Raw genomic sequence first — 24,429 nt, 5'->3', positions numbered from 1 at the left:
TGTAACTTGGGACACGGAGTAAATGATGAAATTAAATGCTTTATTATGTAGTGCTGTTTTAGCTACTTCTATGGTAACTGTAGCACATGCTGACAACACAACTCATGTAGCAGCAGCTTCTGCTTTAGGTAGTATCGCTGGTACTGCAATTGGTAAAAGCATGGGTGGTACATCTGGCGCAACAATTGGTGCTGCTTTAGGTGGTGCTGGTGGTGCAGCAGTTGCAAGTGACCGTCGTCACCGTACAGAATCTGCAATTGGCGGTGGTTTAGGTGGCGGTGCAGGTTATACTGTTGGTAAAAGCATGGGTGGTACGAACGGTGGTTACATCGGTGCTGCTTTAGGTGCAGCCGGTGGTTCTGCTTTAGGTAATAAAATTTCTAAAGACCGTGATGCAGATCGTTCTTCTAAATATTGGAAGAAAAAACACCGTCATCATCGTCACTAATTACCGTGATGAAATCGGCTTAAAAACACCTTCGGGTGTTTTTTTATAACCAAAAATTTTGGTTTCTAAGATAGTTGCTCATAGTTTATCCACATATTAATAGAAACAATACAAAGCAGACACAAAACTATCGTATCAGCATGTGCCTTCTTCATAATTTTCTCGAAATTTTTAATTACATTTAGCTCAAGACATAAAGATTGCTCGTTATTGAAAAGAGCATGGAGTTCCACAATGAAAATGAATGTTTGGTTAGCAAGTGCATTAATCGCAACAACATCTATGGTTACAGTTGCTCATGCAGATAATGGTACCCGTGTAGCGGCAACTTCTGCTCTAGGTAGTGTAGTAGGAACAGCAATCGGTAAAAGTATCGGTGGTACATCAGGTGCAACAATTGGTGCAGCTTTAGGTGGTGCTGGTGGTGCTGCTGCAGCAAGCGACCGTCGTAACCGTACAGAAGCGGCTATTGGTGGTGCTTTAGGCGGTGGCGCAGGTTACACCGTTGGTAAAAACATGGGCGGTACAAATGGCGGATATATCGGTGCAGCAGTTGGTGCCGCTGGTGGTTCTGCTCTAGGTCGTAAAGTTGCCCAAGATCGTAACTATGATGACCGTTATGACCGTCGTTATGATCGTGATGACCGTAGATATTATGATGGTGATCGCCGCTATTACAGAGGTGGTAACTACCGTCATGACAACGGTTTACACCGTGGTTGGTACAAACATCGTTAATTTATATATCAATCTAAAAAAGCACCCTAGTGGTGCTTTTTTATTTTAGGAAGAAAGCCATATCGAAAAAAAACGATATACAACAGCTTCTTTATATCGTATTATTTCGATATAACGTTTTCCGAGAATATCGCATGCGATCACTTCAAGATACTAAATTTTCAATTTTGGAGCTTGCCCCTATACGTGATGATAAAACTATTGAGTTTTCATTACGTCATGCACTAGAGCTTGCCCAACATGCAGAAAAGTTAGGTTATGACCGTTTTTGGCTTGCTGAACATCATAATATGGATGGAATTGCGAGTTCGGCAACAGCTGTTTTACTTGGTTTTATCGCGGCTCATACCCAGCGCATTCGCTTAGGTTCAGGCGGGATCATGCTGCCAAACCATGCTCCCTTAGTGGTTGCAGAACAATTCGGTACATTAGCTACTTTATATCCAGACCGTATTGAGTTAGGTTTAGGTCGTGCTCCAGGTACAGATCAGGTCACCATGCGTGCCCTACGCCGTGGGCATCAGGAAACAGAAGATCAGTTCCCGAGAGATGTTGTAGAAATCTTACAATATTTCAAAGCACCTCAAGTGGGCCAAAAGATTATTGCGACACCTGGACAAAATACTCATGTACCTGTCTGGTTGTTAGGTTCAAGCTTATTTAGTGCCCAGTTGGCTGCAAAACTTGGCTTACCCTACTCATTTGCATCACATTTTGCACCACGTATGCTTGGTCAAGCCATTGAACTTTATCGTGAGAATTTTGAGCCTTCTGAATATCTAGATAAACCTTACGTTTCAATGGGTGTTCCAGTTGTCGTTGCTAATACAGATGAAGAAGCACAGTTCTTGGCAACAAGTGCTTATCAACGTGTATTAGGATTAATTCGTGGGGAAAGTCTCAAACTTAAGCCACCAGTTACATCTATGCAGGGATTATGGAACACGGCAGAACAACTTTCTGTTGAAAACTTCTATACGATGGCACAAATCGGTTCAGTTGAAACAGTACGTTCGGGTCTGCAAAAACTTCTGGACACTTATGAAGTCGATGAGTTTATTTTTACTTGTGATGTATACGACACAGCTAAACGCTTAGATAGTTTTACTCAATTAATGCAAGTAAAATCAAGCAATTAACATATCCACGACATCTCATGTTTGAATCTATATCAAGCATGAGATAACCACCTATCTGAAAATACTTTACCCAGACTCCTTGCTTGGTTATTTATATTAAAACGATAAAAAATCATCATAAATGAAAACCAAAAGGACTTTTGGAAAATGAGTATTGACCTTAAAAATAATGTCGCTAAATCAGCTATTTTTCAAAATACAGTTGAGGATTTTGAAGCCTTCACTGGTCAAATTCTGCCATCAAATAAACTTAAAGAATTTGATTTTTCTCATTTAAATGTAGCCATTATTGGAACGGATCAGGAGACCGTAACGCATTTAGAAAAAATCTGCCAACAGGCAAAATTTGTAACGGTATTTCAAATTACGCCTCACTTTATTTTACCTCACAGTCAAATCGGTATACATCGATTAATTACCCATCCACTTATTGCCAAGAACCGGAGGTTATTTAACAATCGTGTTAAAAGCATCTTAGCTCTACGTTTTCTTGAAACCCAAGTAAATGAAACATGGCTTAAACGACTTTTGACGCCCAATACCGCACGGGCAAATAAAACATTTTTTAAATCGGATAGCTACTATACGGCACTGCAAAGACCAAATTGTAAACTACAAACTTGGCCGATTGTAAAAATTACCGATACAGCCATTTATAGTATGGATGGCACTCAACGACCCGTTGATATCATTATCAGAACTACACCTTAAAAATAAAAAAGCATGGTTGATAGACCATGCTTTTTTCACTCATTTCAAATCATATCGAGTTAAATACCCCTGCTCATCATAATGTAAGATGATGCGCTGAGACTTTTGTAATTCTGATAATGATTCGGTACTGACCATAAATTGTGAGGCCAGCAACTCAACAGAGCTATTGGGGGCCTTGCTGCGACGATCATCCCCATGAAATCTAAGCCAGTTATAACTTGCCCATAAAATTAAAATTAGCGCGCTCAGACCTATTAGCAGAAGTAAGTGCAATAAAGTTTTCACTTCTGAAACATGATCTACCCACACATAGTCATAGATGAGGTGCCCTTCAAAAATCCATAAAAATAATGAAACGAGTGGAAAAAGCAGCCACATTAAACAAAACCAACCTATTGTTTGTAAGGTATAGTTTGCAGTTTTATTTTTCACATATTCAGGCTGATCAATATATTCAGGTATATCTAAAACTTCTACGTCGATATTTGTATCATTTTTCATGAGTGATCTCCACGGAAGCCTCGATCAGGGCTTACCCAACGAGCACGTTTTTTGGTGTTAAATATAGTTTTGGGTACTGCAACAACACTGGTAAATAACGTCAGTAACCAGAAAAATAATGGATACCAAATTACCCAAAAATAATTTCTAAAAAGCCGACCACGATCATAACGATGATCTATCCATAAACTTACTAGAAATTGAACAAGACATGTTCCACCTAATATCACGCCATACCACTGCGGCATGAGTGAATTAATTTGAAATTGTTGCGGTAAATCCACAAACAATCCCACAAAAAATAGAATAAAAATCATAATCATCACATATGACCAAATAATGCTGACTAAAGCTTCGAGCATTACCGGCCACATACGGCGCAAGCGGAGTTTGAACATTTTCGGAATATATTCTAATAATACCTCTACCCCACCTTGTGCCCAGCGTAAACGCTGTTTCCAAAGGCCTTTAAAGGTTTCCGGCATATAGATATAACAAAGTGCTTGAGGAATATATTGAATATCCCAATGGTCCATTTGGAGCTTCCAAGAGATATCAATATCTTCCGTAATCTTGTCATCAGACCAAAAGCCCACGCGAACCAAAGCGGTCTTTCTAAAAGCTGCAATTACGCCTGATACTGTAAAAATACGGCCATATGTTCTTTGTGCGCGCTTAATCAAGCCAATAATTGAAGAGAACTCGCCAACTTGTAATTTACCTAAAATACTTGAGCGATTTAAAATTCTAGGATTACCAGTTACAGCACCAATTCTTGGAAAATTTAAAAAAGGCTGCATAAGCCAAAGTACTGCATGAGGATGTAATAAAGCGTCTCCGTCAATACAAACTAGATATTCGTATTTACTTACTAACACTCCCGATCTTAAAGCTACGGCCTTACCTTGGTTTTCTGCCAGGTGCACAACTCTTAATCGGGCATCTTGAGCTGCCAGTTCATCAAGAATTTCTGCAGTGCTGTCACTACTTCCGTCATTTACGGCAATGACTTCAAAATTCGGATATTTTGTTTGTAATGCATAACGAATCGTTTGTCGGACCTGAGCTTCTTCATTAAAGCAAGGAATAATAATACTGCACCCTTCACTTGATGGCTCAGGCAGTTGCTGCTCATGATATTCCCTTTTAAAGAAAAACCAGAGACCTCCTACCATCCATGTCCAAGCCATCAACAACGGATATAAAAAGGCAAAAGCAAATAAAATATCGAGTAATACTTTCATTACTTTTTCCCCTCAGTCGCAAGACCTGCAAAGGGCTGATACATGACCGAACTTGAATTTAAACTAATCGGGTTATATAAATATTCATGAACATTTTTTGAGTTTTCATTGGTATAGCCATCAATACCAAATTTCTGAATACCTATGCGCTGAATATTGAAAAGACCTTGTTTCACTTCTTGCCAGACATTTTGCTGATTATTTTCGGGTAATGATAAAGTCAGCATAATGCGCTGTTTATATTTCGCATCAAGCGTATTTAAAAGTGCTAATACGTGATTAAACTGTTTTTGCTTACCCACTATATTGAACTTAAGATTTACTAAATCATGTTGGGATAACAGCGTTTTTAAAAGCGTTGGTAAATTTTCAATATGTTCAAAATCAGGTGTAAGCAATAAACTAAACTGAGCCTGATTACTCATGTTTAAATAAGGCTTCACAGCCTTTTGAGTAAGCTGGCTCACATATGTGAGCTGTTTTAATTGGTCGGCACAGGCATTTTCTTTTATTGTTGTGCTTTGCATAGCACAGTTTAAAGTGGTTCCAGCATTAAGTTGAATACCACTTAAATTACTATTGAAGCGTGCGATATTCTTCGCTAAGTCTGCCACCAAAAACGGTTTATTTTTTTGAGGATATACAGGCAACTCTAAAATAACCGACTGTCCGGCACGAGTTTGTGCCTGCCATAAAGTTCGGTTCAAAATATCTTGCTGAACGCTTAGTTGAGTTGTTGGGAAATAAGCAATGTCATACTGCCCATCGCCATCTTGATCATCTAAAGGTTTCAATATCAATGTGTTATTTTTTAAGCTATAAAGCTTGGATAACAATAACCCTAGTTTCTCATCTGACTGAGTATTAGTTGAAGCAGTTAATTGTTTTAAGTCCATACTCACAAAGTGGCGAGGTTGCTTAAATAAATCTAATTCTTCAAAGTTGAGAATATTGATCATACCCTCTGTTAACTGCTCAGCTGTAGGATTATTAGTGACTAAACTACGTTTAAAAGTCGAGTCACTCACCCTATTCATTCCATCACGTCCTAAACTGAAAGAAAAAATAAAGCCTGCTTCTTGAGACAATTTTTCTAATTGCTCATTCACAGCACCATAAGGCCAAATAATTGCTTTAGGTTCAACACCCACTTCTTTCTTTAAAACGGCGTATGATTTTTTTAAGTCCTGCAAAATACGTTGTTGATATTCTGCATCCGTTTCATAACGCTTTTGTGATTTTAAATACGCGTAAGAAGTCGCAGCAGGCTGTTCATTCCCTTGGGGGTTAGCCAATACTCCATGATGCAAATCATCACTATGACTTGCAAACTCGGCTAAGCCCGAAGCTTGCATTTCTCGCACTTGCTTCCAATTGACTAGGTTTTCTTGCCCATAAGCTTCATAACCAGCTTGTGTATTCCCATTTAGCCAACTGGTCGGAAGTGCAAATACTGCCGGAATCTGATATTGCTTAAGTAATGGAAATACACGGTTATAACTACTTAAAGCGCCATCATCAAAAGTTAACAAGATAGAGTTATGAGGTAATTCCTTACCTTGTTTACGCGCTTCTTCAATATCTTTTAAGCGAATTGGTTTCCAGTCAGATTGACTTAACCAGTCAAAGAACTGTGCTAAATTTTTCGTTTGGATTGCATAAATATCCTGATCACCTTCTTTTAAGACATCATCTCTCACATCATGAAAGGTTAAAGAAACCGTATGATTTTTTGGTAAATCTTTTTCTATCTGGGCATATGCAAATTGCAGAGGCAACAATGTTGAGACCAAGGCACAGCCCAACATTTTCGACAATAAATTATTCATTAAAAACGCCCTTCAAATCCAAAAATACCGTAGGTATGTTGTTCATCATGTCCATCGTAAGGATGGTATTGCCAACCAATTCCATAATTGAGCTGCCATGTCCGGGATAGCTGCCATTGATGTTGATATTGCAAAGAGTAAGTGGGTTTAGCAGAGTAATCGGCCTGTTTATAAAGGCCTACACCCGCTTCAAAATGCTGCTTAAATGAACGCTCATATTCACGCCAAGTCACCCGGTCATGACTTAAGTTCAACTCAGCGCTGGAATGTGAACTTGGACTAAAATAAGCTGTTTGATCTTGGCTGTTAGTACCGTAGAAACCTCGAACAGTACCATAAGTAATATGATGAGGTGCGTCGAATAGCCTTTCACGCCAAAATGTTGAAAATTCTTGTTGTTTGTTACCATCACTAATATCAGTTAAACCGTAACTCGCGCCAATCTGGCGAGATTCATCTTTTTGCCATGTGACAGCAGCTCGGTAAGATTGACCATCTTCCCCTGCATCAAGGGCTTGTAAAGGAATGTCAGCCTGACTGTTATATTGCAATTGATACTGCCAGTGGTCGTTTAGCCATTGGGACCAATCAAGACGGACTCCTGCTTGTCCACCATCCGTACTTTGCGACACAATTGCCGACAACGCCTTACGGTTCGCCTGCCATTCTGCTCCGACCCCATAACGCTGGTCATGCACATCGCCAAAACGGTACTCACCATAACGATCTTGATGCCAAGCGAATAAACGATAATTATCATTAATCCAAGGGCTATTAAGACGCGTTTCCATTTCACGGTCTTTTAAACCATTCTGCCCACTTACAGTATCGCGACCGTCGGCCTTACTTTGCCCCCAAGTGGTTGAGTGTGAAATAGTGACTCTATTACGATCTTCTAATTCTTTTCGACTTTTAATGACCCCACTATCATCAGGGTAATATTGCACTAAGTTTTGAGTCGTTTTTCGCCATGTCGGAATATCACCTAAAGCTTGAGCATTTTGCATTTCATTAATGCGGGTGTCTTTAGCAATCGGATCTATACCATTTAACCGGGAAATTGTTTTTTTTGCCTCTAGCGGTTTTTCTCTCCAACGTTCTACACGCGCAAGATTATTAATCAGGCTCTCATTCGCAGGCGCCTGCTCTACTTTTTTTTGAAAATGCTTTTCAGCTTGATCCAGATGATTAGCGTAGGCTAAATGCATTCCTTGTAAAGCAATATAATCATCACGATCAGGATGGCTGATTTTATCTACCCCCTTAGCCTGACTATATTTATAAGTTGGAATAAGCCGATCAACCTCAGCGAGAAGTTGTTCAGCTTCCTTATATTTTTCTTGTTCAATATAAGAATAATACAGTCCCGTATAAACGGTCATATCCGGATAATTCTTTTCGGTTAAAAGCGTTTTATAAGCAAACTCGGCCTGTTTCGGTTTTTGCTCCGCCAAATAACTATCCGCAATTGCATGACGTACATATGCCGGTAATTTTTCGAGTGGAATATTCAACTGGATGAAACTCTCTATAACCGCTTTTGAACGCCCTCTAAAATCTAATCCATATAAATAATCGTAATAAAACCGTAAGTAATTAGGATCGGAAGGATTCATTTGCTGATGCATTTTTTGTCCTTGCTCCAGCACTTTATCTAATTCAGCAAAGCTTTCAGCATCGGCTAGTCCTTCACGATTTAAATATTTATATCGAGCAATTGCATTGTTGATATGTTGAGAAAACTCACTAACTTGTAAAGTCTGCAACATTTGCACTGTTTGTTCAGTTTTTTCGCTCGCTTGCAGCAATTGCTGTGCCTTTTTATATGAGCCAATAGCAATTAGATCGTAAACATATTCTTGTAAAACGGATGAAGATTTTGGTTGTTGTTGATAAGCATGCTCAACTGTAGCTAAAGCATCTACGGGTAAATTTATTAAACGATAAGCATATGCAACCCGTACCAACTGATCAGCAGTTAAACCTTTAATATCGATCTTCGACAACTGATCTTTAGCATTCGCTACATCTTGAGCTTCAGCATACAAAACCGATAATAAAATACGCCCATCAACTGACTTTTGAATATTGAACTTTTTTGACCAGTCAATTGCAGTTTTAAAATGTTTAAAATCACGGAAATTTTGAATTAAAGGTAACTTTGCATATTCTGGAAAGTCTACATAATTAATATTTACTAAAAACCGTGAAAAATTCGTAAGATCCCTTTTTTCACTTGACATAATAAACAGATAATCAGCAAGCAGCTTTTGATCATGCGGGTATTTATTTAGCAATTGATCTAGTTGAGATACAGCTTGTTGAGTTTGTCCTGCTCTATAATTTTGAATAGCTTGCTCACGCAATACATCAACCTGAGCAGCGTATAAATGAATTGGCAAGAGATAGACCAATGAAAAAACACATTTCTTTAGCATTTTGAGAATCGAATAGACCCATATCGAGATGGGAAAGTATAGTTAAAAATGTGACATACATCACAATAATCAAATAACTAGCAACTTTAATCACAAATGATAAATATGGAGAAAAAAAGTATTTGTTTTTTTAAAAGCCACCTAAAAACAAACATTTATAAAAATATAGATTATTCTTTTATATACATTTCTTTTCAAAATTATTCTTTTTGAATATATTTAATTTGCACAAAACACACTTAACATTAACCAATCAAAAACATTTTTATATAAATGGTTTTATATTTAAAACTTTTATTCTTAATTTGTTTTATATTTAAAACCATTCAATTTAATCATATTAATAAAGTTTAAATTGAATGGTTAAAATAAATAATTGACTTAATTAACCAATACGACGTTTTAAACCTGTCATTTGTAAAATACGAGTAGAAATTTCTTCAATCGACATTTCGGTAACATTTAAGTATTTAATTCCCTCAGAAATATAAATACCTTCAATAGCTCGCAACTCCATCTGACACTGGCTAAAACTTGCGTATCGGCTATTCGCTTTACGTTCACTTCGAATCGCAACCAAGCGCTCGGCATCAATCATTAAACCAAATAATTTACTGCGGTGCTCTCTTAAGACTGCCGGTAAACGATTATCGTCTAAATCTTCTTCGGTTAAAGGATAGTTAGCAACACGGATACCAAATTGCAAAGATAGATAAATAGAAGTCGGTGTTTTACCGGAACGAGACACGCCAATTAAAATTAAATCAGCTTTGTCATAATGGCGGGTACGTGCTCCATCATCATTATCAAGTGCAAAATGGACAGCATCAATCCGGGCCTTGTAATACTCCGAATCGGTCACGGCATGGGTCTGTCCGACTAAAGTTGTAGGCGGGGTTCCAAGCTCCTGTTCCAGCTTACTAATTAACCCTTCAAACACATCCAGATTAACCGCTTTAGCCGTATTAATAATTTCTCGCACATGCGGATCGACCAAAGTATCAAATACTAATGGCAGGCAACCATCTCTGGTCTGACACTTGTTAATCTCGACCACCACTGCCATTGCGGCCTCTTCAGTGGTGATATAAGGCATGATGTGAATATCAAAATCTACGTTAGGAAATTGAGCTAATAACGAATGTCCAAGGGTCTCGGCAGTAATCGCAGTTCCATCAGAAATAAAAAAAACACTCCGCTTAAATTGTTTACTTTCTGACATTAAAATTCTCCTTAAACATTTGTCTTAGTGCTATATAATCTTTATAGTAAACTGATCTTACATGACTGTCGCTTAGTAAAATTCTCAACTAAGCACTTTATTTTTTAATTTCATGCCAAGATAGACATTAATACTGCAAAAGTGGAGTGAAAACTTTGGAAGCGCGCGTAATCGGTCTAGAAAAATTAGGGAAACACGATGTCGAACTCGTAGGTGGGAAAAACTCATCTTTGGGTGAAATGATCAGCCATTTATCAAATGCTGGTGTATCGGTACCTGGTGGTTTTGCAACAACTGCTGATGCCTATCGTGAGTTCTTAGACCAAAGCGGTCTTAACGCTCGAATTCAAGCAGAACTTGCAGAGCTTAACGTTGACGATGTAAATGCCTTAGCAGAAACTGGCGCTAAAATTCGTCAATGGATTGTAGAGACTCCACTTACACCTGGCTTAGAACAAGAAATTCGTGAAGCATTTGCTGCACTTTCAAATGGTAACCCAGATATTGCTGTTGCTGTTCGTTCGTCTGCTACTGCAGAAGACTTACCGGATGCATCTTTCGCCGGTCAGCAAGAAACTTTCTTGAATATTCGCGGTATTGATAACGTATTAATTGCTGTAAAAGAAGTATTTGCATCATTATTTAATGACCGTGCTATTGCATATCGCGTTCACCAAGGTTTTGAACACAGTCTAGTTGCGCTTTCTGCTGGTGTTCAACGTATGGTTCGCTCTGAAACTGGCGCTGCAGGCGTAATGTTTACCCTTGATACTGAGTCTGGCTTCCGTGATGTTGTATTTATTACTGCATCTTACGGTTTAGGTGAAATGGTTGTACAAGGTGCCGTTAACCCGGATGAATTCTATCTTTCTAAACCATTATTAAATGCAGGTAAACACGCGGTATTACGCCGTAACCTTGGTTCTAAGCACCAGAAAATGATTTATGGTGAAGAAGGTTCAGCGGGTAAATCTGTTGTAGTTGTAGACGTTGAAAAACAAGAACGTCAACAATTCGCATTAAATGACCACGAGTTACAAGAGTTAGCGAAACAAGCGCTTATTATCGAAAAGCACTATGGCGCTCCAATGGATATCGAGTGGGCAAAAGATGGTGACGATGGTCAAATCTATATCGTTCAAGCTCGTCCTGAAACTGTAAAGAGCCGTCAAAATGTCGGCACAATGGAACGCTACCTACTCAAGCAAAAAGGTACTGTACTTTGTGAAGGTCGTTCAATCGGTCAACGTATTGGTTCTGGTAAAGTCCGTATTGTTAACTCAATTAAAGAAATGGACAAAGTACAAGACGGTGACGTACTTGTATCAGACATGACTGACCCAGATTGGGAACCAGTAATGAAACGTGCTGCTGCCATCATTACTAACCGTGGTGGCCGTACTTGTCACGCTGCAATTATTGCCCGTGAACTTGGCGTACCAGCAATCGTAGGTTGTGGTAACGCAACTGAAGTATTGACTGACGGTCAAGAAGTTACTGTTTCTTGTGCTGAAGGCGACACTGGTTTCATCTACGAAGGCGCGTTAGATTTTGAAGTTCAACGTAACTCTATCGAATCTATGCCTAAACTTTCATTCAAAATCATGATGAACGTAGGTAACCCTGACCGTGCCTTTGACTTTGCTCAAATTCCAAACGAAGGTATTGGACTTGCTCGTCTAGAGTTCATTATTAACCGTATGATCGGTGTTCACCCTAAAGCTCTTCTGAACATTGAAAGCTTGCCTCGCGAAACTCGTGCTGCGGTAATGACCCGTACAGCTGGTTATGCATCACCTGTAGAATTCTATGTTGAAAAACTAGTTGAAGGTATTGCTACACTTGCAGCAGCATTTGCTGATAAACCAGTTATTGTTCGTATGTCTGACTTTAAGTCAAATGAATATGCGAATCTTATTGGCGGTAAGTTATACGAGCCAGAAGAAGAAAACCCAATGCTTGGCTTCCGTGGCGCAAGCCGTTATGTTTCGGACAATTTCCGTGACTGTTTCGAACTTGAATGCCGCGCACTTAAAAAAGTTCGTGATGAAATGGGTTTAACTAACATCCAAATCATGATCCCATTCGTACGTACAGTGTCTGAAGCGAAACGCGTTATTGAGTTATTAGCTCAAAATGGCTTGAAGCGTGGTGAGAATGGCTTAAAAGTCATCATGATGTGTGAATTACCAACTAATGCATTGTTAGCTGAACAATTCCTTGAACACTTCGATGGCTTCTCTATCGGTTCTAACGACTTAACTCAGTTAACACTTGGTCTTGACCGTGACTCTGGTATTGTTTCTCACTTGTTCGATGAGCGTGATGCTGCTGTAAAAGCTCTCCTTTCTATGGCAATTCATGCTTGTCGTAAAGCTGGTAAATATGTCGGTATCTGTGGTCAAGGACCATCAGACCACCCTGACCTTGCAAAATGGTTAATGGAGCAAGGCATTGAATCAGTATCTCTTAACCCTGACTCTGTTTTAGACACATGGTTCTTCCTTGCTGAAGAAAAAATCAAGCAAATCTAATTTGTTATAAAAAAAGACCCATCCGTGGGTCTTTTTTCATCTTTAGAATAGAGAATTTTTACTTATGCAAATTTACTTGGCACGTAATAATCAACAAGCTGGGCCTTATACCTTAGAACAACTAAATCAAATGTTGGCAAGTCAACAAGTTTTGCTTACTGATTTAGCTTGGCATGAAGGCATGACAGAATGGAAAGCTTTAGGAGAATTAACCCAAGGTAAACTTGTATATCAACCTACTGGTTATTCTGCTTTTTCAGCAAATACAAATACGCCTTATAATGAGACCATTCAGCACATTCGTGTAGAAACTAAAACACACGAGCTTGCTTCAATTTCGTCTCGTGCTCTTGCAAAAATTATTGACTTATTACTTTGGCTACCTATTGCAGCTATTCCGTCTTTTTTCTTTAATGAAGCTCAATATAAACAACTTTTTGAGTTACAAAAACAGATGCAATCTGCAGAAGTTGCATCAACTAAAGCAGCTGAACTTCAACAGCAGCTTTTTACCCTTATTCCTATAGAAGCTTGGCATACAATGCTACTTTATGTCGTCATAATGCTCGCTATTCAAGCATTTTTATTGACCAAGTTTGGGCAAAGTATTGGTAAAAAAATTGTCGGAATTAGAATTGTCGATGCCGAAACCAATGGTAAAGTTAATTTAACGCGTATCTTCCTTCTAAGAAGTGTCGTTTTCATTATATTAAACTTACTATTTATGCCTATTAGTACAATTATTGACTATGCTTTTGCATTAGGACAAAAGCGACAAGCTCTACATGACAAAATTGCAAGAACAAAAGTGATCAAATGATAGTAAATGACTCATTCATTTAATGTCTAAAAAAAAGGAGGCACCTCGCCTCCTTTTTTTCCATAGAGAGTTGATATTTAAATAAAAGCTCTGTTGAAATTAGATACCCTACAAAAAAAATCGGGTTTTAAAACAATTATTTCAGACGACTTTATGTGTAGCTTAGTTTGTCGATATGAGGCATAATGCCCTACAACGTAGCGGTGTCACATCATTGAGAAGTCTAATTTTTAAGACTAGCGTTCTCAATCATGCGACACTTTAATCGCTATCCCATATTTAATTAGGGAATGGGACTCTTCACCGAGGTTGTAAAATGAGACAAACGATTTTAGCTGTATTGTCTTTATCAACGCTTGCCGCACTTTTGACTGGGTGTGGTGGTGATATGGTACTTCTAAACTCTAAAGGTCCAGTTGGTCAAGGTCAAAGTGACCTTATGATGACTGCGATCTATTTAATGTTACTTGTGGTGATTCCTTCAATCATCATGGCATTATGGTTTGGTTGGAAATATCGTGCGTCAAATAAAGATGCAGACTATAAACCTACATGGGCACACTCAACTGCAATTGAAGTTGTAGTATGGGGTATTCCTGTCATTATTATTGGTATTTTAGCTTGGTTAACTTGGTGGGGTTCCCACAAGTATGACCCATACCGTCCTTTAGAATCAGATAAAGCACCTTTAACTATTCAGGTTATTGCTGAACAGTTCAAGTGGATTTTTATTTATCCTGAACAAAACATTGCGACTGTTAACGAAGTACGTTTCCCAGAGAAAACTCCGTTAAGTTTCAAAATCACTTCTAACTTCACGATGAACTCATTCTTCATTCCACAGTTAGGCGGTCAGATTTATGCAATGGCAGGTATGCAAACTCACCTTCATTTGTTAGCAAATGAAACTGGTGTATATCGTGGTTTCTCTTCTAACTACTCAGGCTATGGTTTCTCTCAAATGCGTTTCAAAGCGCATAGCGTTACAGAGCAACAATTCAACGAATGGGTAGCGGCTGTTAAAGCAGGTAATGGTACAACCATTAACCCAGAAGCAGTTCAAAAAACTACGCTTGACCAAGCTGAATTGGCAACCTTACGTGATGGCGATCGTTCTAAGCACCAAATCGAGCATTTAGTAAATCGTGCTAAAGCTGCTGGTGACCAAGAAGCGCTTGCTAAAGCAGAAGCGATGAAACCGTTCCCGACTAAGCCACACCCTGTGACTTATTACTCTTCAGTTGAACCAAAATTGTTTGAAACAATTATCAACCACTATATGAGTAACTATCATGGTGCTGACCACTCTGCTGCACATACAACAGCAGAAACTCATGTTGCAGCTGAACACGCTGCTCAAGGGGAATAAGACATGGATATGATTTTTGGTAAATTGGGTTGGGACTCTATCCCGACAGAGCCAATCGTACTTGTCACCATGGTCTTTATGGCACTTGGTGCAATTGCTGTGCTTGGCGGTATCACCTATTTCAAAAAATGGGGATATTTGTGGAAAGAATGGTTTACAACTGTAGACCATAAAAAGATTGGTATCATGTATATCATCGTATCTGTTGTCATGCTTTTGCGTGGTTTCGCCGATGCGATCATGATGCGTTTACAACTTTTCCTCGCTAAAGGCGGTGGTGAAGGTTATTTACATCCTGACCATTACGACCAGATCTTCACCGCACACGGTGTAATCATGATCTTCTTCGTAGCAATGGGTCTAGTTGTAGGTATGATGAACATCTCTGTACCTTTACAGATCGGTGCTCGTGACGTTGCTTTCCCATTATTAAACTCTTTAAGCTTCTGGTTATTCGCTGGTGCTGCTGGTTTAATGATGCTTTCACTTGTATTAGGTGAATTTGCTGCGACTGGTTGGATGGCTTACCCTCCTCTGTCTGGTATTCAATATTCTCCTGGTGTAGGTGTTGACTACTATATCTGGGCACTTCAGGTTTCTGGTCTAGGTACGCTTTTATCTGGTGTTAACTTCTTCGTTACCATCATCAAAATGCGTGCGCCTGGCATGAAATTGATGGATATGCCTATTTTCACGTGGACTTCACTTTGTACGGCTGTATTAATCATTGCATCTTTCCCTGTATTAACAGGTACTCTTGCGATGCTTACATTAGACCGTTACTTCGGTTTCCATTTCTTCACAAATGAGCTTGGCGGTAGCCCAATGCTTTATGTGAACTTGATCTGGACATGGGGTCACCCTGAAGTATATATCTTGGTACTACCAGCATTTGGTTTATACTCAGAAATCGTTGCAACCTTCTCTCGTAAAGCGTTGTTCGGTTACAAGTCTATGGTATATGCAACAATTGCAATTACTGTATTAGCATTTGTTGTATGGCTTCACCACTTCTTCACCATGGGTGCTGGTGCGAACGTTAACGCGTTCTTCGGTATCATGACCATGGTTATTGCGATTCCTACTGGTGTGAAAATCTTCTCTTGGTTATTCACCATGTATAAAGGTCGCATCACCTTTACTACTCCAATGTTATGGACGCTTGGCTTCCTTGTAACATTCGGTATCGGTGGTTTAACTGGTGTACTTATGGCTGTTCCGCCTGCGGACTTCCTTGTACACAACTCATTATTCTTGATCGCTCACTTCCATAACGTAATTATCGGTGGTGTGGTGTTTGGTATGTTTGCCGGCATCATTTACTACTGGCCAAAAATGTTTGGTTGGAAGCTCAATGAAGCATGGGGTAAAGCTGCATTCTGGTTCTGGTTCTTCGGTTTCTATTTTGCATTCATGCCACTTTATATCCTTGGTTTCATGGGTATGACTCGTCGTTTGAATACATATGACAACCCTGAATGGGACCCATACCTTGCGATTGCATTATTCGGTGCTGTTCTTGTTGCGATTGGTATTGCATGTTTCTTAATGCAAATCATCGTTGGTTTCTTACAACGTCACCAAAACATGGACTACACAGGCGATCCATGGGATGCTCGTACACTTGAATGGGCTACTTCTTCCCCTGCTCCATTCTATAACTTTGCTCATGAACCAGATGCAAGCGGTATTGACCGTTTCTGGACTGACAAAGAAAACGGTGTAGCATACGCACGTAATACTAAATATGAAGACATCCACATGCCGACTGATCGTGCTGCTGGTTTTGTCATTGCAATGTTCATTACTCTTCTTGGCTTTGCACTCATCTGGCATATTTGGTGGCTCGTAGTTGTTTCATTCGTTGCAGCTGTTGTTAGCTTGATCGTAAGCTCATTCACTAAGAATGTTGATTACTATGTTCCAGCTGCAGAAGTTGAGCGTATTGAAAACGAACGCTATGCTTTACTTGAAAAACACTTGAAGAAGGACTAAGGAAATGGCTGAAGTACTTCATCACGACAACCACGGCCATGATGGTCATCATGAACATGATGATACTGACTTAACGGTCTTTGGTTTCTGGACATACTTGATGAGTGACTTGATTCTTTTCGGATCACTCTTCATTGCGTTCGCTGTATTAAGCAGTCATGTTCCACCAGGAACTCCAAGTGCATATGACCTGTTCCATGAATCATTAGGCTACGTGTTAACTGAAACATTTGCCTTATTGATTTCATCGGTGACTTTCGGTTTTGCGGTACTTGCATCTTATAAAAAGAATGTAAATCAAGTGATCACTTGGTTATTTATTACATTCCTTTTTGGTGCAACCTTCATCGGGATGGAACTCTATGAATTCCATCACCTTGTAGAAGAAGGTCATGGTCCAACTCACAGTGCTTTCTTATCATCGTTCTTTACTTTGGTAGGTACGCACGGTATCCACGTAACTTCTGGTTTAGTGTGGATGTTGGTATTGATGTATCAAATCAAAACTAAAGGTTTGACTTTACCGAATACACGTCGTCTTGCTTGCTTAAGCTTGTTCTGGCACTTCCTTGACATCGTTTGGATCTGTGTATTCAGCGTCGTTTACTTACTGGGAGTTCTCTAATGAGTAGTCATGAGCATAATGCTGCTGGTGCGTCACACGGTAACTTTAAGCAATACACTGTTGGCTTTATTCTTTCTGTCATCCTTACCATCATCCCATTCGGGATGGTGATGGCAGGTGGTTTCAGCCGCGGTCTTTTGGTTACAGTGATTGCAATCACTGCCGTTGCTCAGGTTCTTGTACAACTTGTGTACTTCTTACACATGAATACATCATCTGAACAACGTTGGAATATGATTGCATTTATCTACACAATCCTATGTATCGCTGTACTTTTAATCGGTTCTGTGTGGATTATGAATTACCTTCACTACAATATGATGATCTAAACTGATTGTCATGTTGAAAAAGTATTTATTCCTGACTAAACCAGGAATTCTCTTCGGTAATTTCATTACCACCTTGGGCGGCTTCTTCTTAGCCGCCCAAGGCTCTATAGACATCTTATTATTATTGCTCACTCTCATTGGAACAACATTAGTTGTTGCTTCAGGTTGTGTGGTTAATAATGTTATAGATCAAGATATTGATACAAAGATGCAGCGCACTCAAAACCGTGCACTCGTTAAAAAAACCATCTCTCCTACTGTTGCGCTTGTATATGCTTTCGTACTCGGAGTAATGGGTTTTAGCATTTTGTGGTTTGGTGTAAATGGCTACGCATTTTTGTTTGCAATGATTGGTTTTATTGTCTATGTCGGTTTTTATAGTTTGTGGACTAAACGTACCTCAATCCATCAAACCGTCATTGGTAGTATCTCCGGAGCGAGCCCTCCTGTTATTGGTTATACAGCAGTAACTCATCAATTTGATGTGGCAGCCTTGCTTTTGTTTTTAGCATACGCTTTATGGCAAATGCCTCACTCTTGGGCAATTGCAATTTATCGTTTTGATGATTACAAAAATGCGGGAATTCCTATCTTGCCTGTAGCACGTTCCATTTATCGCACGAAAATTGAATGTGTAATCTATATCCTGTTGTTTGCAGCTGTTTTGAATGGGTTATATTGTTTTGGCTATACCAATGTATTTTTCTTGATTACCTTTAATGCTTTGACCGCATACTGGTTTTATTTATCAATTATTGGATTTAAAGCCGAAAACGACCAACTTTGGGCTAAACGCTTTTTCCTTTACTCAGTAATCTTAATTACTTTGCTAAGTTTAAGTTTTAGCTTTACCTATCAATCCGCTGCTCCAAATCTTCCTCTCTTTTAATTAAGGGAGGATTTCCTCCTCTCTCAAATAACTTTTATATTTCTCATCAAAAGATTTGTTTTTAGTCTAATTTTTACCTATAATTCAGCCTTCGCATTTTTTGCGACGTAGCTATTTATATTTTTAGCTATGACTCCTTGCTTCTAATTTTATTAGGGGCTGTTTAAACCGTAAGGAGCTGACAATGCGTCATTACGAAATCGTACTTTTGGTACACCCAGACCAAAGCGATCAAGTTGTAGGTATGGTTGAACGCTATATCTCTCAGATCAAAGAAGCTGATGGTCAAATTCACCGTTTAGAAGATTGGGGCCGTCGTCAATTGGCTTACCCAATTAACAAAATTCACAAAGCGCACTACATTCTTATGAATGTTGAATGTGGTCAATCTACGCTTGATGAGTTAGAAGAATTATTCCGTTATAACGACGCGATCATTCGTAACCTTATCATCCGTCGTGAACACGCAATCACTGAAGAGTCATTGCTTGCTAAGAGTGCTGAAGAAAAGCGTGCGCGTAAAGCTCAACGTGAAGAAGCACAGCAAGTTGCTCAAGAAGCTGAATAAGGAGAACATCAATGGCACGTTTTTACCGTCGTCGCAAGTTCTGCCGCTTTACAGCTGAGAATGTTGCGTACATCGACTACAAAGATATCGATACTTTAAAACAGTACATCACTGAAAACGGCAAGATTGTTCCTAGCCGTATCACTGGTACTAAAGCTCGTTATCAACGTCAATTAGCGCTTGCTATCAAACAAGCTCGCTACTTGTCTTTGATTCCGTACACTGACAACCATAAGTGAGGTGATCTGTGGACGTTATCTTATTACAACGCATTAAGAACCTTGGTAAATTAGGCGATAAAGTATCAGTTAAAGCTGGTTACGGCCGTAACTTCCTTATCCCTCAAGGTAAAGCAGTTGCAGCTACTGAAGCTAACACTGCTGCTTTCGAAGCTCGTCGTGCTGAACTTGAGAAGCAAGAAGCTGAAGTATTAGCTGCTGCTCAAGCACGTGCTGAACAATTGAACGAAGTTAACATCGTTATCACTGCTAAAGCTGGTGACGAAGGTAAACTCTTCGGTTCTATCGGTACTCGTGACATCGCTGACGCGTTAACGAATGCTGGTCTTACAGTTGACCGTGCAGAAGTTCGTTTACCAAACGGTGCGCTTCGTCACACTGGTGAATTCAACATCGCAATTCAATTGCACCATGATGTTGTTGCAGAAGTTCTCGTTACTATCGTATCTGAGTAATTTCTCATCAAAAAAAGAGCATGCTTACGCATGCTCTTTTTTTATCTCTTAAATTTAAGCAATAAAATTAGATATATTAATTCCTGATCAGTTCTTCAGTTTAATTGGTTTTTTAATTAGGTAGTTTATTTAGTTTTGTTTTAAGATAGTTCTCGGCTTAAAACCCTTTTTGTGTACACATTTTATCATCAGGTCTAATTATGTCTCAGGCGAATGCCACTTCTTTAACCCTTTCATCTCCAATAGAAAATAAGACGAGTGAATCAGGCCAACTTAAAGAGTTTCGCACTCCCCCACACAATTTAGCCATTGAGCAAGCTGTACTTGCTGCGCTGATGACCGTTGCTGAATCTTTTGAACAAGTCAGTGACTTACTCAAAGAAAATGATTTTTATGCCACTCGTCATAAATATATTTATCGTGCAATTGAAAAATTAGCACAGGAAAACTCACCGTATGATGCGGTTTTGGTCAACGACTGGCTTTTAAAACAAAATTTACTCGATGCGATTGGCGGTGAAGAATATTTGATGCAGCTTATGGCTGACTCACCTTCGAGTTTCTATAATCTTGAAACTTATGCGACTAAAATTAAAGAATTTTCTACACTACGCAGTATGATTAAGGTAAGTACTGAAATTTTACAAAATGCTTACGACACAAAAGGTCGAGGTGTAAGTGAAATTTTAGATTTAGCCGAAACGAGTATTTTCTCTTTAGCAGAACAACATAACAACAATAAAAAAGATTCTGGACCTAAAGCAATTAGTTCTGTAACTGCCGATGTAATTAGTAAACTTGATGAACTTTCAAAATTAGACGGAAATATTACTGGTTTAACGACTGGCTTCTTAGAGCTCGATAATAAAACTTCTGGTATGCAACCGGGTGATTTGATTATTGTCGCAGCACGTCCATCTATGGGGAAAACTACTTTCGCCATGAACTTGGTTGAAAGTGTTTTGCAATACAATAAACTCCCAGCTCTCGTCTTCTCTATGGAGATGCCTGCAGACTCTATTGCGATGCGTCTAATTTCAGCTATGGGTAAAGTGCATCAAGGGCATCTACGTTCAGGTAATTTGGATGCTGATGAATGGACTAAAGTAACGGGTACCATTCTGCAACTTCAACAAATGCATTTGTATATTGATGATTCCTCTGCTCTACCACCTACTGAAGTTCGTGCCCGAGCTAGACGTATCGCAAAAATGCATGATGGTAAAATCGGCTGTATCATGGTCGACTATTTACAGTTGATGAAAGTTCCGGGCATGGGTGACAACCGTGTTGGTGAGATCTCGGAAATTTCACGTAGCTTAAAAGCTTTAGCTAAAGAAATGAACTGTCCTGTGATTGCACTATCTCAGCTTAACCGAAGTCTGGAAAACCGACCGAATAAACGCCCAGTAATGTCTGACTTACGTGAATCTGGTGCGATTGAACAGGATGCCGACTTAATCATGTTTATTTACCGTGATGAAGTCTATAACAAAGAATCGAAAGAAGCAGGCACCGCAGAAATTATCATCGGTAAACAGCGTAATGGTCCAATTGGTACTGTTCGCCTTGCCTTTGAAGGCCAATATACTCGTTTTAGTAATCTCTCTCCTGAGTATTACAGCCAATATGATGATGAAGAATAAACTCTATCTCTAGCCCAAAGGAGTAAATGAGGGTGCGTCAAGCAACAGTTTATATTGATCGCCAAGCGCTTCAATATAATTTAAACCGTGTCAAACAACTCGCAGCAAATTCAAAAATCGTAAGCATGGTAAAGGCCAATGCATACGGACATGGAGTCAAAGACTGTTTAGCAGCCTTAAATGCCTCAGATGCCTTTGGTGTCGCCTGCCTACAAGAAGGATTAGAAATCCGTGAACTTGGTTTCGAGCAACCAGTTACTTTAATTGAAGGGGTATTTTCTGAAGATGAAATGCCCATCGCAATTGAACAAAAATTTGAATGCGTCATTCACCATCAACAACAGTTTGAATGGTTAATTAAACACAAACAAGCATATATTGCCCAAGGCTTAAAAGTATGGGTTAAATTAAATAGCGGTATGAACCGTTTAGGTTTTAAAAACCCAGAAATTATTGAAGTGATCAAGACACTAAAGTCTGAAGGTTTTACATGTGTACTTGCTATGCATTTTGCAAATGCAGATGTAGATCATCCTTTAAATGAACAACAAAAACAGCAATTTTTGCATGTTAAAGAAACTTGCGATCCAATTTTAGCATCATGCTGTAATTCAGCTGCCATCTTTAAATGGCCAGAACTAAATTTTGACTATGTACGTCCTGGTATTATGCTCTACGGCGCTTCACCTTTTGCAGATAAAACAGTGCATGATCTTGATTTGAAACCTGTCATGACTTTTACTGCAGAAATAATAGCGTTAAACCATATTGAAGCTGGTGAACACGTGGGTTATGGCTCTACTTTTTGTGCTCAACAGGCTATGAATATCGCCATTGTTTCTATTGGCTATGGTGATGGCTATCCAAGAGCTTATGTTAAGCAAAATTTTGTCTCTATTGATAGCAAACTTTGCCCAGTTGTGGGCCGTGTAAGTATGGATATGATTGCGATTGATGTCACAAATACTCAAGTAAAACTTGGCACCCAAGTTGAACTTTGGGGAAATCACCGTCTAGTTGATGATGTGGCTGAAGCAAATGGCACAATCGGTTATGAATTACTTTGCCGTCTAAGTTCTCGCCCAGTCCGTCAGGGTACTTAAAGTTCACTAAATAAAAAATCCAAGCACTGCTTGGATTTTTTTGAATAAATTTTAGCGCCAATAATCATCTGTAGGTTTTGGCATTTCCTGTAAACCACGGCGTAACGTATCTGACCATTGACGACTAATTTGTGAAAAATATGGATCGTCTTCAGTAATTCGCTTACCCATAGGAATCACAAAACTATCTTTACTATAAACTAATGCATCTAACGGCAAACCAACAGAGACATTAGAACGCAATGTAGAATCAAATGAAATTAGACTACAACGAAGAGCATCATCTAATGGCATCGCATAATATAAAGCTCGATCTAAAATAGGTTTGCCATATTTACTTTCGCCAATTTGAAAGTAAGGCGTATCTGTGGTGGCACAAATAAAATTACCTTGCGGATAAACATTATAAAGCTGCATATCTCCGCCTTTGATTTGCCCCCCCACTAAAATACTACAGGCATAATTCATTTGTTCTTGGGTATCTGAACTGATATCTTCTAAAACGCTTTTCAAGGTTTTACCGACTAGGTCAGCCACTTCAAACATAGTATTAATGCTATATAAATTAGGTTCTTGTTGCAAAATAAGCGCATTTTGCAAATGCCCGATAACCGCTTGTGTAGTTGCTAAATTGCCTGCTGTTTGCAAGGCAATAAACCGCTCTCCCGTTACTCCAAAAGTATGCAGTTTACGGAACACAGAAATATGATCGACCCCGGCATTGGTTCGAGTGTCACTTATAAACACCAACCCCTGTTCCAATCTCAGCGCACAACAATAGGTCATTTCGTTCTCTTTACATTCAACAAGCCAGCACTTGAACCACAGACATCATATTTTCAGTACCACCTTTTTCTCGCACTCCCCTAATGGGCGCAACATCGAGATAGTCCCGACCAACAGCAAGATAAATATGATGCTTTGGTGTAAACAATTGATTGCTCACATCAAAACAATACCACTGATTATCTAAAAATACCTCCGCCCAAGCGTGACTGGCAAGGTGTGGAGAATTTTGATCAAATAGATAACCAGAGACATAACGTGCTGGTAATTGTAACGCACGGCACATAGCGATTAAAACATGTGCATGATCTTGACACACCCCCTGACCTGCCTGAAAGGCTTGCGTAGCCGTTGTATGAACAGATGTACTATCCGGTTGATATGACATCTTTTGCAGAATATTTTCACTGAGCAAAGCAATATGTTGTCGATCTTTGACAGTTACAATTCTCTGGGCAAAATCCAACATTTCAGCATCATATTTAGTAGCCTCTGTACTTTGGAGAAATAGATTTATTGGTATAGATACATCTACTCCTCCTATTTCTGTATTTAGAAGCTCTACAGTGCCTTGCGCCATAAAGGTAAGGTGCTGATACTCATAACGCTGGCTAGCCGTTATCCAAATATTATTAAAAATATCTCTTTTGAGCGTCTTGTCACCAGGTACACTGATTGCCCAATTCATAACATGTTGATGCAGCGATGTTTGAGGCATCATCTTGATATACTGAATACTGTTTTTAGCAGTTTCAGTGTAGTTATAATGCGTTTGATGATTAACCATCAATTTCATAA

23 protein-coding genes are annotated in these 24,429 nt (G+C 39.2%); 16 read left to right on the top strand and 7 right to left on the bottom strand.

All coding sequences use genetic code 11. The annotated features are described in order from the left end of the window. Nucleotides 1-25: 25 nt before the first annotated feature. From G9371_RS02435 to G9371_RS02420, 4 genes are all read left to right on the top strand, one after another. Nucleotides 26-448, top strand: a complete 423-nt coding sequence (locus tag G9371_RS02435) for a glycine zipper domain-containing protein (protein ID WP_000772605.1) — start codon at nucleotides 26-28, stop codon at nucleotides 446-448. A 234-nt stretch (nucleotides 449-682) separates the two neighbouring features. After that, nucleotides 683-1,186 carry a hypothetical protein gene (locus G9371_RS02430; protein WP_000783724.1) on the top strand — a complete coding sequence of 168 codons (504 nt, stop codon included), beginning with the start codon at nucleotides 683-685 and terminating at the stop codon, nucleotides 1,184-1,186. Between the two features lie 134 nt (nucleotides 1,187-1,320). Beyond that, nucleotides 1,321-2,325, top strand: a complete 1,005-nt coding sequence (locus tag G9371_RS02425; RefSeq protein WP_029424683.1) for an LLM class flavin-dependent oxidoreductase — start codon at nucleotides 1,321-1,323, stop codon at nucleotides 2,323-2,325. Between the two features lie 147 nt (nucleotides 2,326-2,472). After that, nucleotides 2,473-3,036 carry a hypothetical protein gene (locus tag G9371_RS02420; protein WP_000020765.1) on the top strand — a complete coding sequence of 188 codons (564 nt, stop codon included), beginning with the start codon at nucleotides 2,473-2,475 and terminating at the stop codon, nucleotides 3,034-3,036. 39 nt (nucleotides 3,037-3,075) lie between these two features. On the opposite strand, the gene pgaD is transcribed toward G9371_RS02420, so the two are convergent. The 5 genes from pgaD to G9371_RS02395 form a co-directional block, all read right to left on the bottom strand. Beyond that, nucleotides 3,076-3,540, bottom strand: a complete 465-nt coding sequence (pgaD, locus tag G9371_RS02415) for a poly-beta-1,6-N-acetyl-D-glucosamine biosynthesis protein PgaD (protein ID WP_000786881.1) — start codon at nucleotides 3,538-3,540, stop codon at nucleotides 3,076-3,078. Then, on the bottom strand, nucleotides 3,537-4,784 hold the full coding sequence (gene pgaC / locus G9371_RS02410) for a poly-beta-1,6-N-acetyl-D-glucosamine synthase (protein WP_000866237.1): 1,248 nt from the start codon (nucleotides 4,782-4,784) through the stop codon (nucleotides 3,537-3,539). Before pgaC ends, pgaD begins: the two co-directional genes overlap by 4 nt. Beyond that, a complete protein-coding gene (gene pgaB, locus G9371_RS02405) occupies nucleotides 4,784-6,613 on the bottom strand; it encodes a poly-beta-1,6-N-acetyl-D-glucosamine N-deacetylase PgaB (RefSeq protein WP_029424682.1) in 1,830 nt (609 codons plus the stop codon). The genes pgaC and pgaB overlap by 1 nt, the downstream gene beginning before the upstream one ends. Further along, the gene (pgaA, locus tag G9371_RS02400) at nucleotides 6,613-9,051 is read right to left on the bottom strand and encodes a poly-beta-1,6 N-acetyl-D-glucosamine exporter porin PgaA (RefSeq protein ID WP_029424681.1); all 2,439 of its coding nucleotides are present in this window, start codon (nucleotides 9,049-9,051) and stop codon (nucleotides 6,613-6,615) included. The genes pgaB and pgaA overlap by 1 nt, the downstream gene beginning before the upstream one ends. 385 nt (nucleotides 9,052-9,436) lie before the next feature. After that, nucleotides 9,437-10,273, bottom strand: a complete 837-nt coding sequence (locus tag G9371_RS02395; protein ID WP_000004354.1) for a pyruvate, water dikinase regulatory protein — start codon at nucleotides 10,271-10,273, stop codon at nucleotides 9,437-9,439. 146 nt (nucleotides 10,274-10,419) lie between these two features. On the opposite strand from G9371_RS02395, the gene ppsA reads away from it, so the two are divergent. The 12 genes from ppsA (at nucleotide 10,420) to alr (ending at nucleotide 22,845) form a co-directional block, all read left to right on the top strand. Continuing rightward, nucleotides 10,420-12,807: a phosphoenolpyruvate synthase gene (gene ppsA, locus G9371_RS02390; protein WP_000853480.1), complete on the top strand. Its 2,388-nt coding sequence runs from the start codon at nucleotides 10,420-10,422 to the stop codon at nucleotides 12,805-12,807. A 64-nt stretch (nucleotides 12,808-12,871) separates the two neighbouring features. Then, the gene (locus G9371_RS02385) at nucleotides 12,872-13,627 is read left to right on the top strand and encodes an RDD family protein (protein WP_001167811.1); all 756 of its coding nucleotides are present in this window, start codon (nucleotides 12,872-12,874) and stop codon (nucleotides 13,625-13,627) included. 316 nt (nucleotides 13,628-13,943) lie between these two features. Then, complete coding sequence (cyoA, locus tag G9371_RS02380) at nucleotides 13,944-14,996, top strand: ubiquinol oxidase subunit II (protein ID WP_001250044.1); 1,053 nt, start codon at nucleotides 13,944-13,946, stop codon at nucleotides 14,994-14,996. 3 nt (nucleotides 14,997-14,999) lie between these two features. Continuing rightward, the gene (cyoB, locus tag G9371_RS02375; protein WP_000367186.1) at nucleotides 15,000-16,991 is read left to right on the top strand and encodes a cytochrome o ubiquinol oxidase subunit I; all 1,992 of its coding nucleotides are present in this window, start codon (nucleotides 15,000-15,002) and stop codon (nucleotides 16,989-16,991) included. 4 nt (nucleotides 16,992-16,995) lie between these two features. Further along, nucleotides 16,996-17,616: a cytochrome o ubiquinol oxidase subunit III gene (gene cyoC, locus G9371_RS02370; protein WP_000852577.1), complete on the top strand. Its 621-nt coding sequence runs from the start codon at nucleotides 16,996-16,998 to the stop codon at nucleotides 17,614-17,616. Continuing rightward, nucleotides 17,616-17,945: a cytochrome o ubiquinol oxidase subunit IV gene (locus G9371_RS02365; RefSeq protein WP_000094534.1), complete on the top strand. Its 330-nt coding sequence runs from the start codon at nucleotides 17,616-17,618 to the stop codon at nucleotides 17,943-17,945. The genes cyoC and G9371_RS02365 overlap by 1 nt, the downstream gene beginning before the upstream one ends. A gap of 10 nt (nucleotides 17,946-17,955) precedes the next feature. Beyond that, entirely contained in the window at nucleotides 17,956-18,834 is an 879-nt protein-coding gene (cyoE, locus tag G9371_RS02360; RefSeq protein WP_029424680.1) for a heme o synthase, read from the top strand. Between the two features lie 184 nt (nucleotides 18,835-19,018). Then, nucleotides 19,019-19,402: a 30S ribosomal protein S6 gene (gene rpsF, locus G9371_RS02355; protein ID WP_001216679.1), complete on the top strand. Its 384-nt coding sequence runs from the start codon at nucleotides 19,019-19,021 to the stop codon at nucleotides 19,400-19,402. 11 nt (nucleotides 19,403-19,413) lie between these two features. After that, a complete protein-coding gene (gene rpsR, locus G9371_RS02350) occupies nucleotides 19,414-19,641 on the top strand; it encodes a 30S ribosomal protein S18 (protein ID WP_000090661.1) in 228 nt (75 codons plus the stop codon). A gap of 8 nt (nucleotides 19,642-19,649) precedes the next feature. After that, nucleotides 19,650-20,096: a 50S ribosomal protein L9 gene (rplI, locus tag G9371_RS02345; RefSeq protein WP_000382591.1), complete on the top strand. Its 447-nt coding sequence runs from the start codon at nucleotides 19,650-19,652 to the stop codon at nucleotides 20,094-20,096. A 200-nt stretch (nucleotides 20,097-20,296) separates the two neighbouring features. Then, nucleotides 20,297-21,742 (top strand): replicative DNA helicase, encoded by a 1,446-nt coding sequence (gene dnaB, locus G9371_RS02340; protein ID WP_000075887.1) that lies wholly within the window; start codon nucleotides 20,297-20,299, stop codon nucleotides 21,740-21,742. A gap of 32 nt (nucleotides 21,743-21,774) precedes the next feature. Then, nucleotides 21,775-22,845, top strand: coding sequence for an alanine racemase (alr, locus tag G9371_RS02335; protein ID WP_001248165.1), 1,071 nt, complete (start codon nucleotides 21,775-21,777; stop codon nucleotides 22,843-22,845). A 51-nt stretch (nucleotides 22,846-22,896) separates the two neighbouring features. Here the strand turns inward: alr and G9371_RS02330 are convergent, their stop codons facing one another. Further along, nucleotides 22,897-23,631 carry a proteasome-type protease gene (locus tag G9371_RS02330; RefSeq protein ID WP_000220477.1) on the bottom strand — a complete coding sequence of 245 codons (735 nt, stop codon included), beginning with the start codon at nucleotides 23,629-23,631 and terminating at the stop codon, nucleotides 22,897-22,899. A gap of 16 nt (nucleotides 23,632-23,647) precedes the next feature. After that, the gene (locus tag G9371_RS02325; protein ID WP_029424679.1) at nucleotides 23,648-24,427 is read right to left on the bottom strand and encodes a transglutaminase family protein; all 780 of its coding nucleotides are present in this window, start codon (nucleotides 24,425-24,427) and stop codon (nucleotides 23,648-23,650) included. Nucleotides 24,428-24,429: the final 2 nt, after the last annotated feature.

The sequence above is a fragment of the Acinetobacter sp. EKM10A genome (assembly GCF_011075215.1).
Classification (GTDB): Bacteria; Pseudomonadota; Gammaproteobacteria; order Pseudomonadales; family Moraxellaceae; genus Acinetobacter; species Acinetobacter baumannii.
This window is presented reverse-complemented; position numbering and strand designations above follow the sequence as displayed.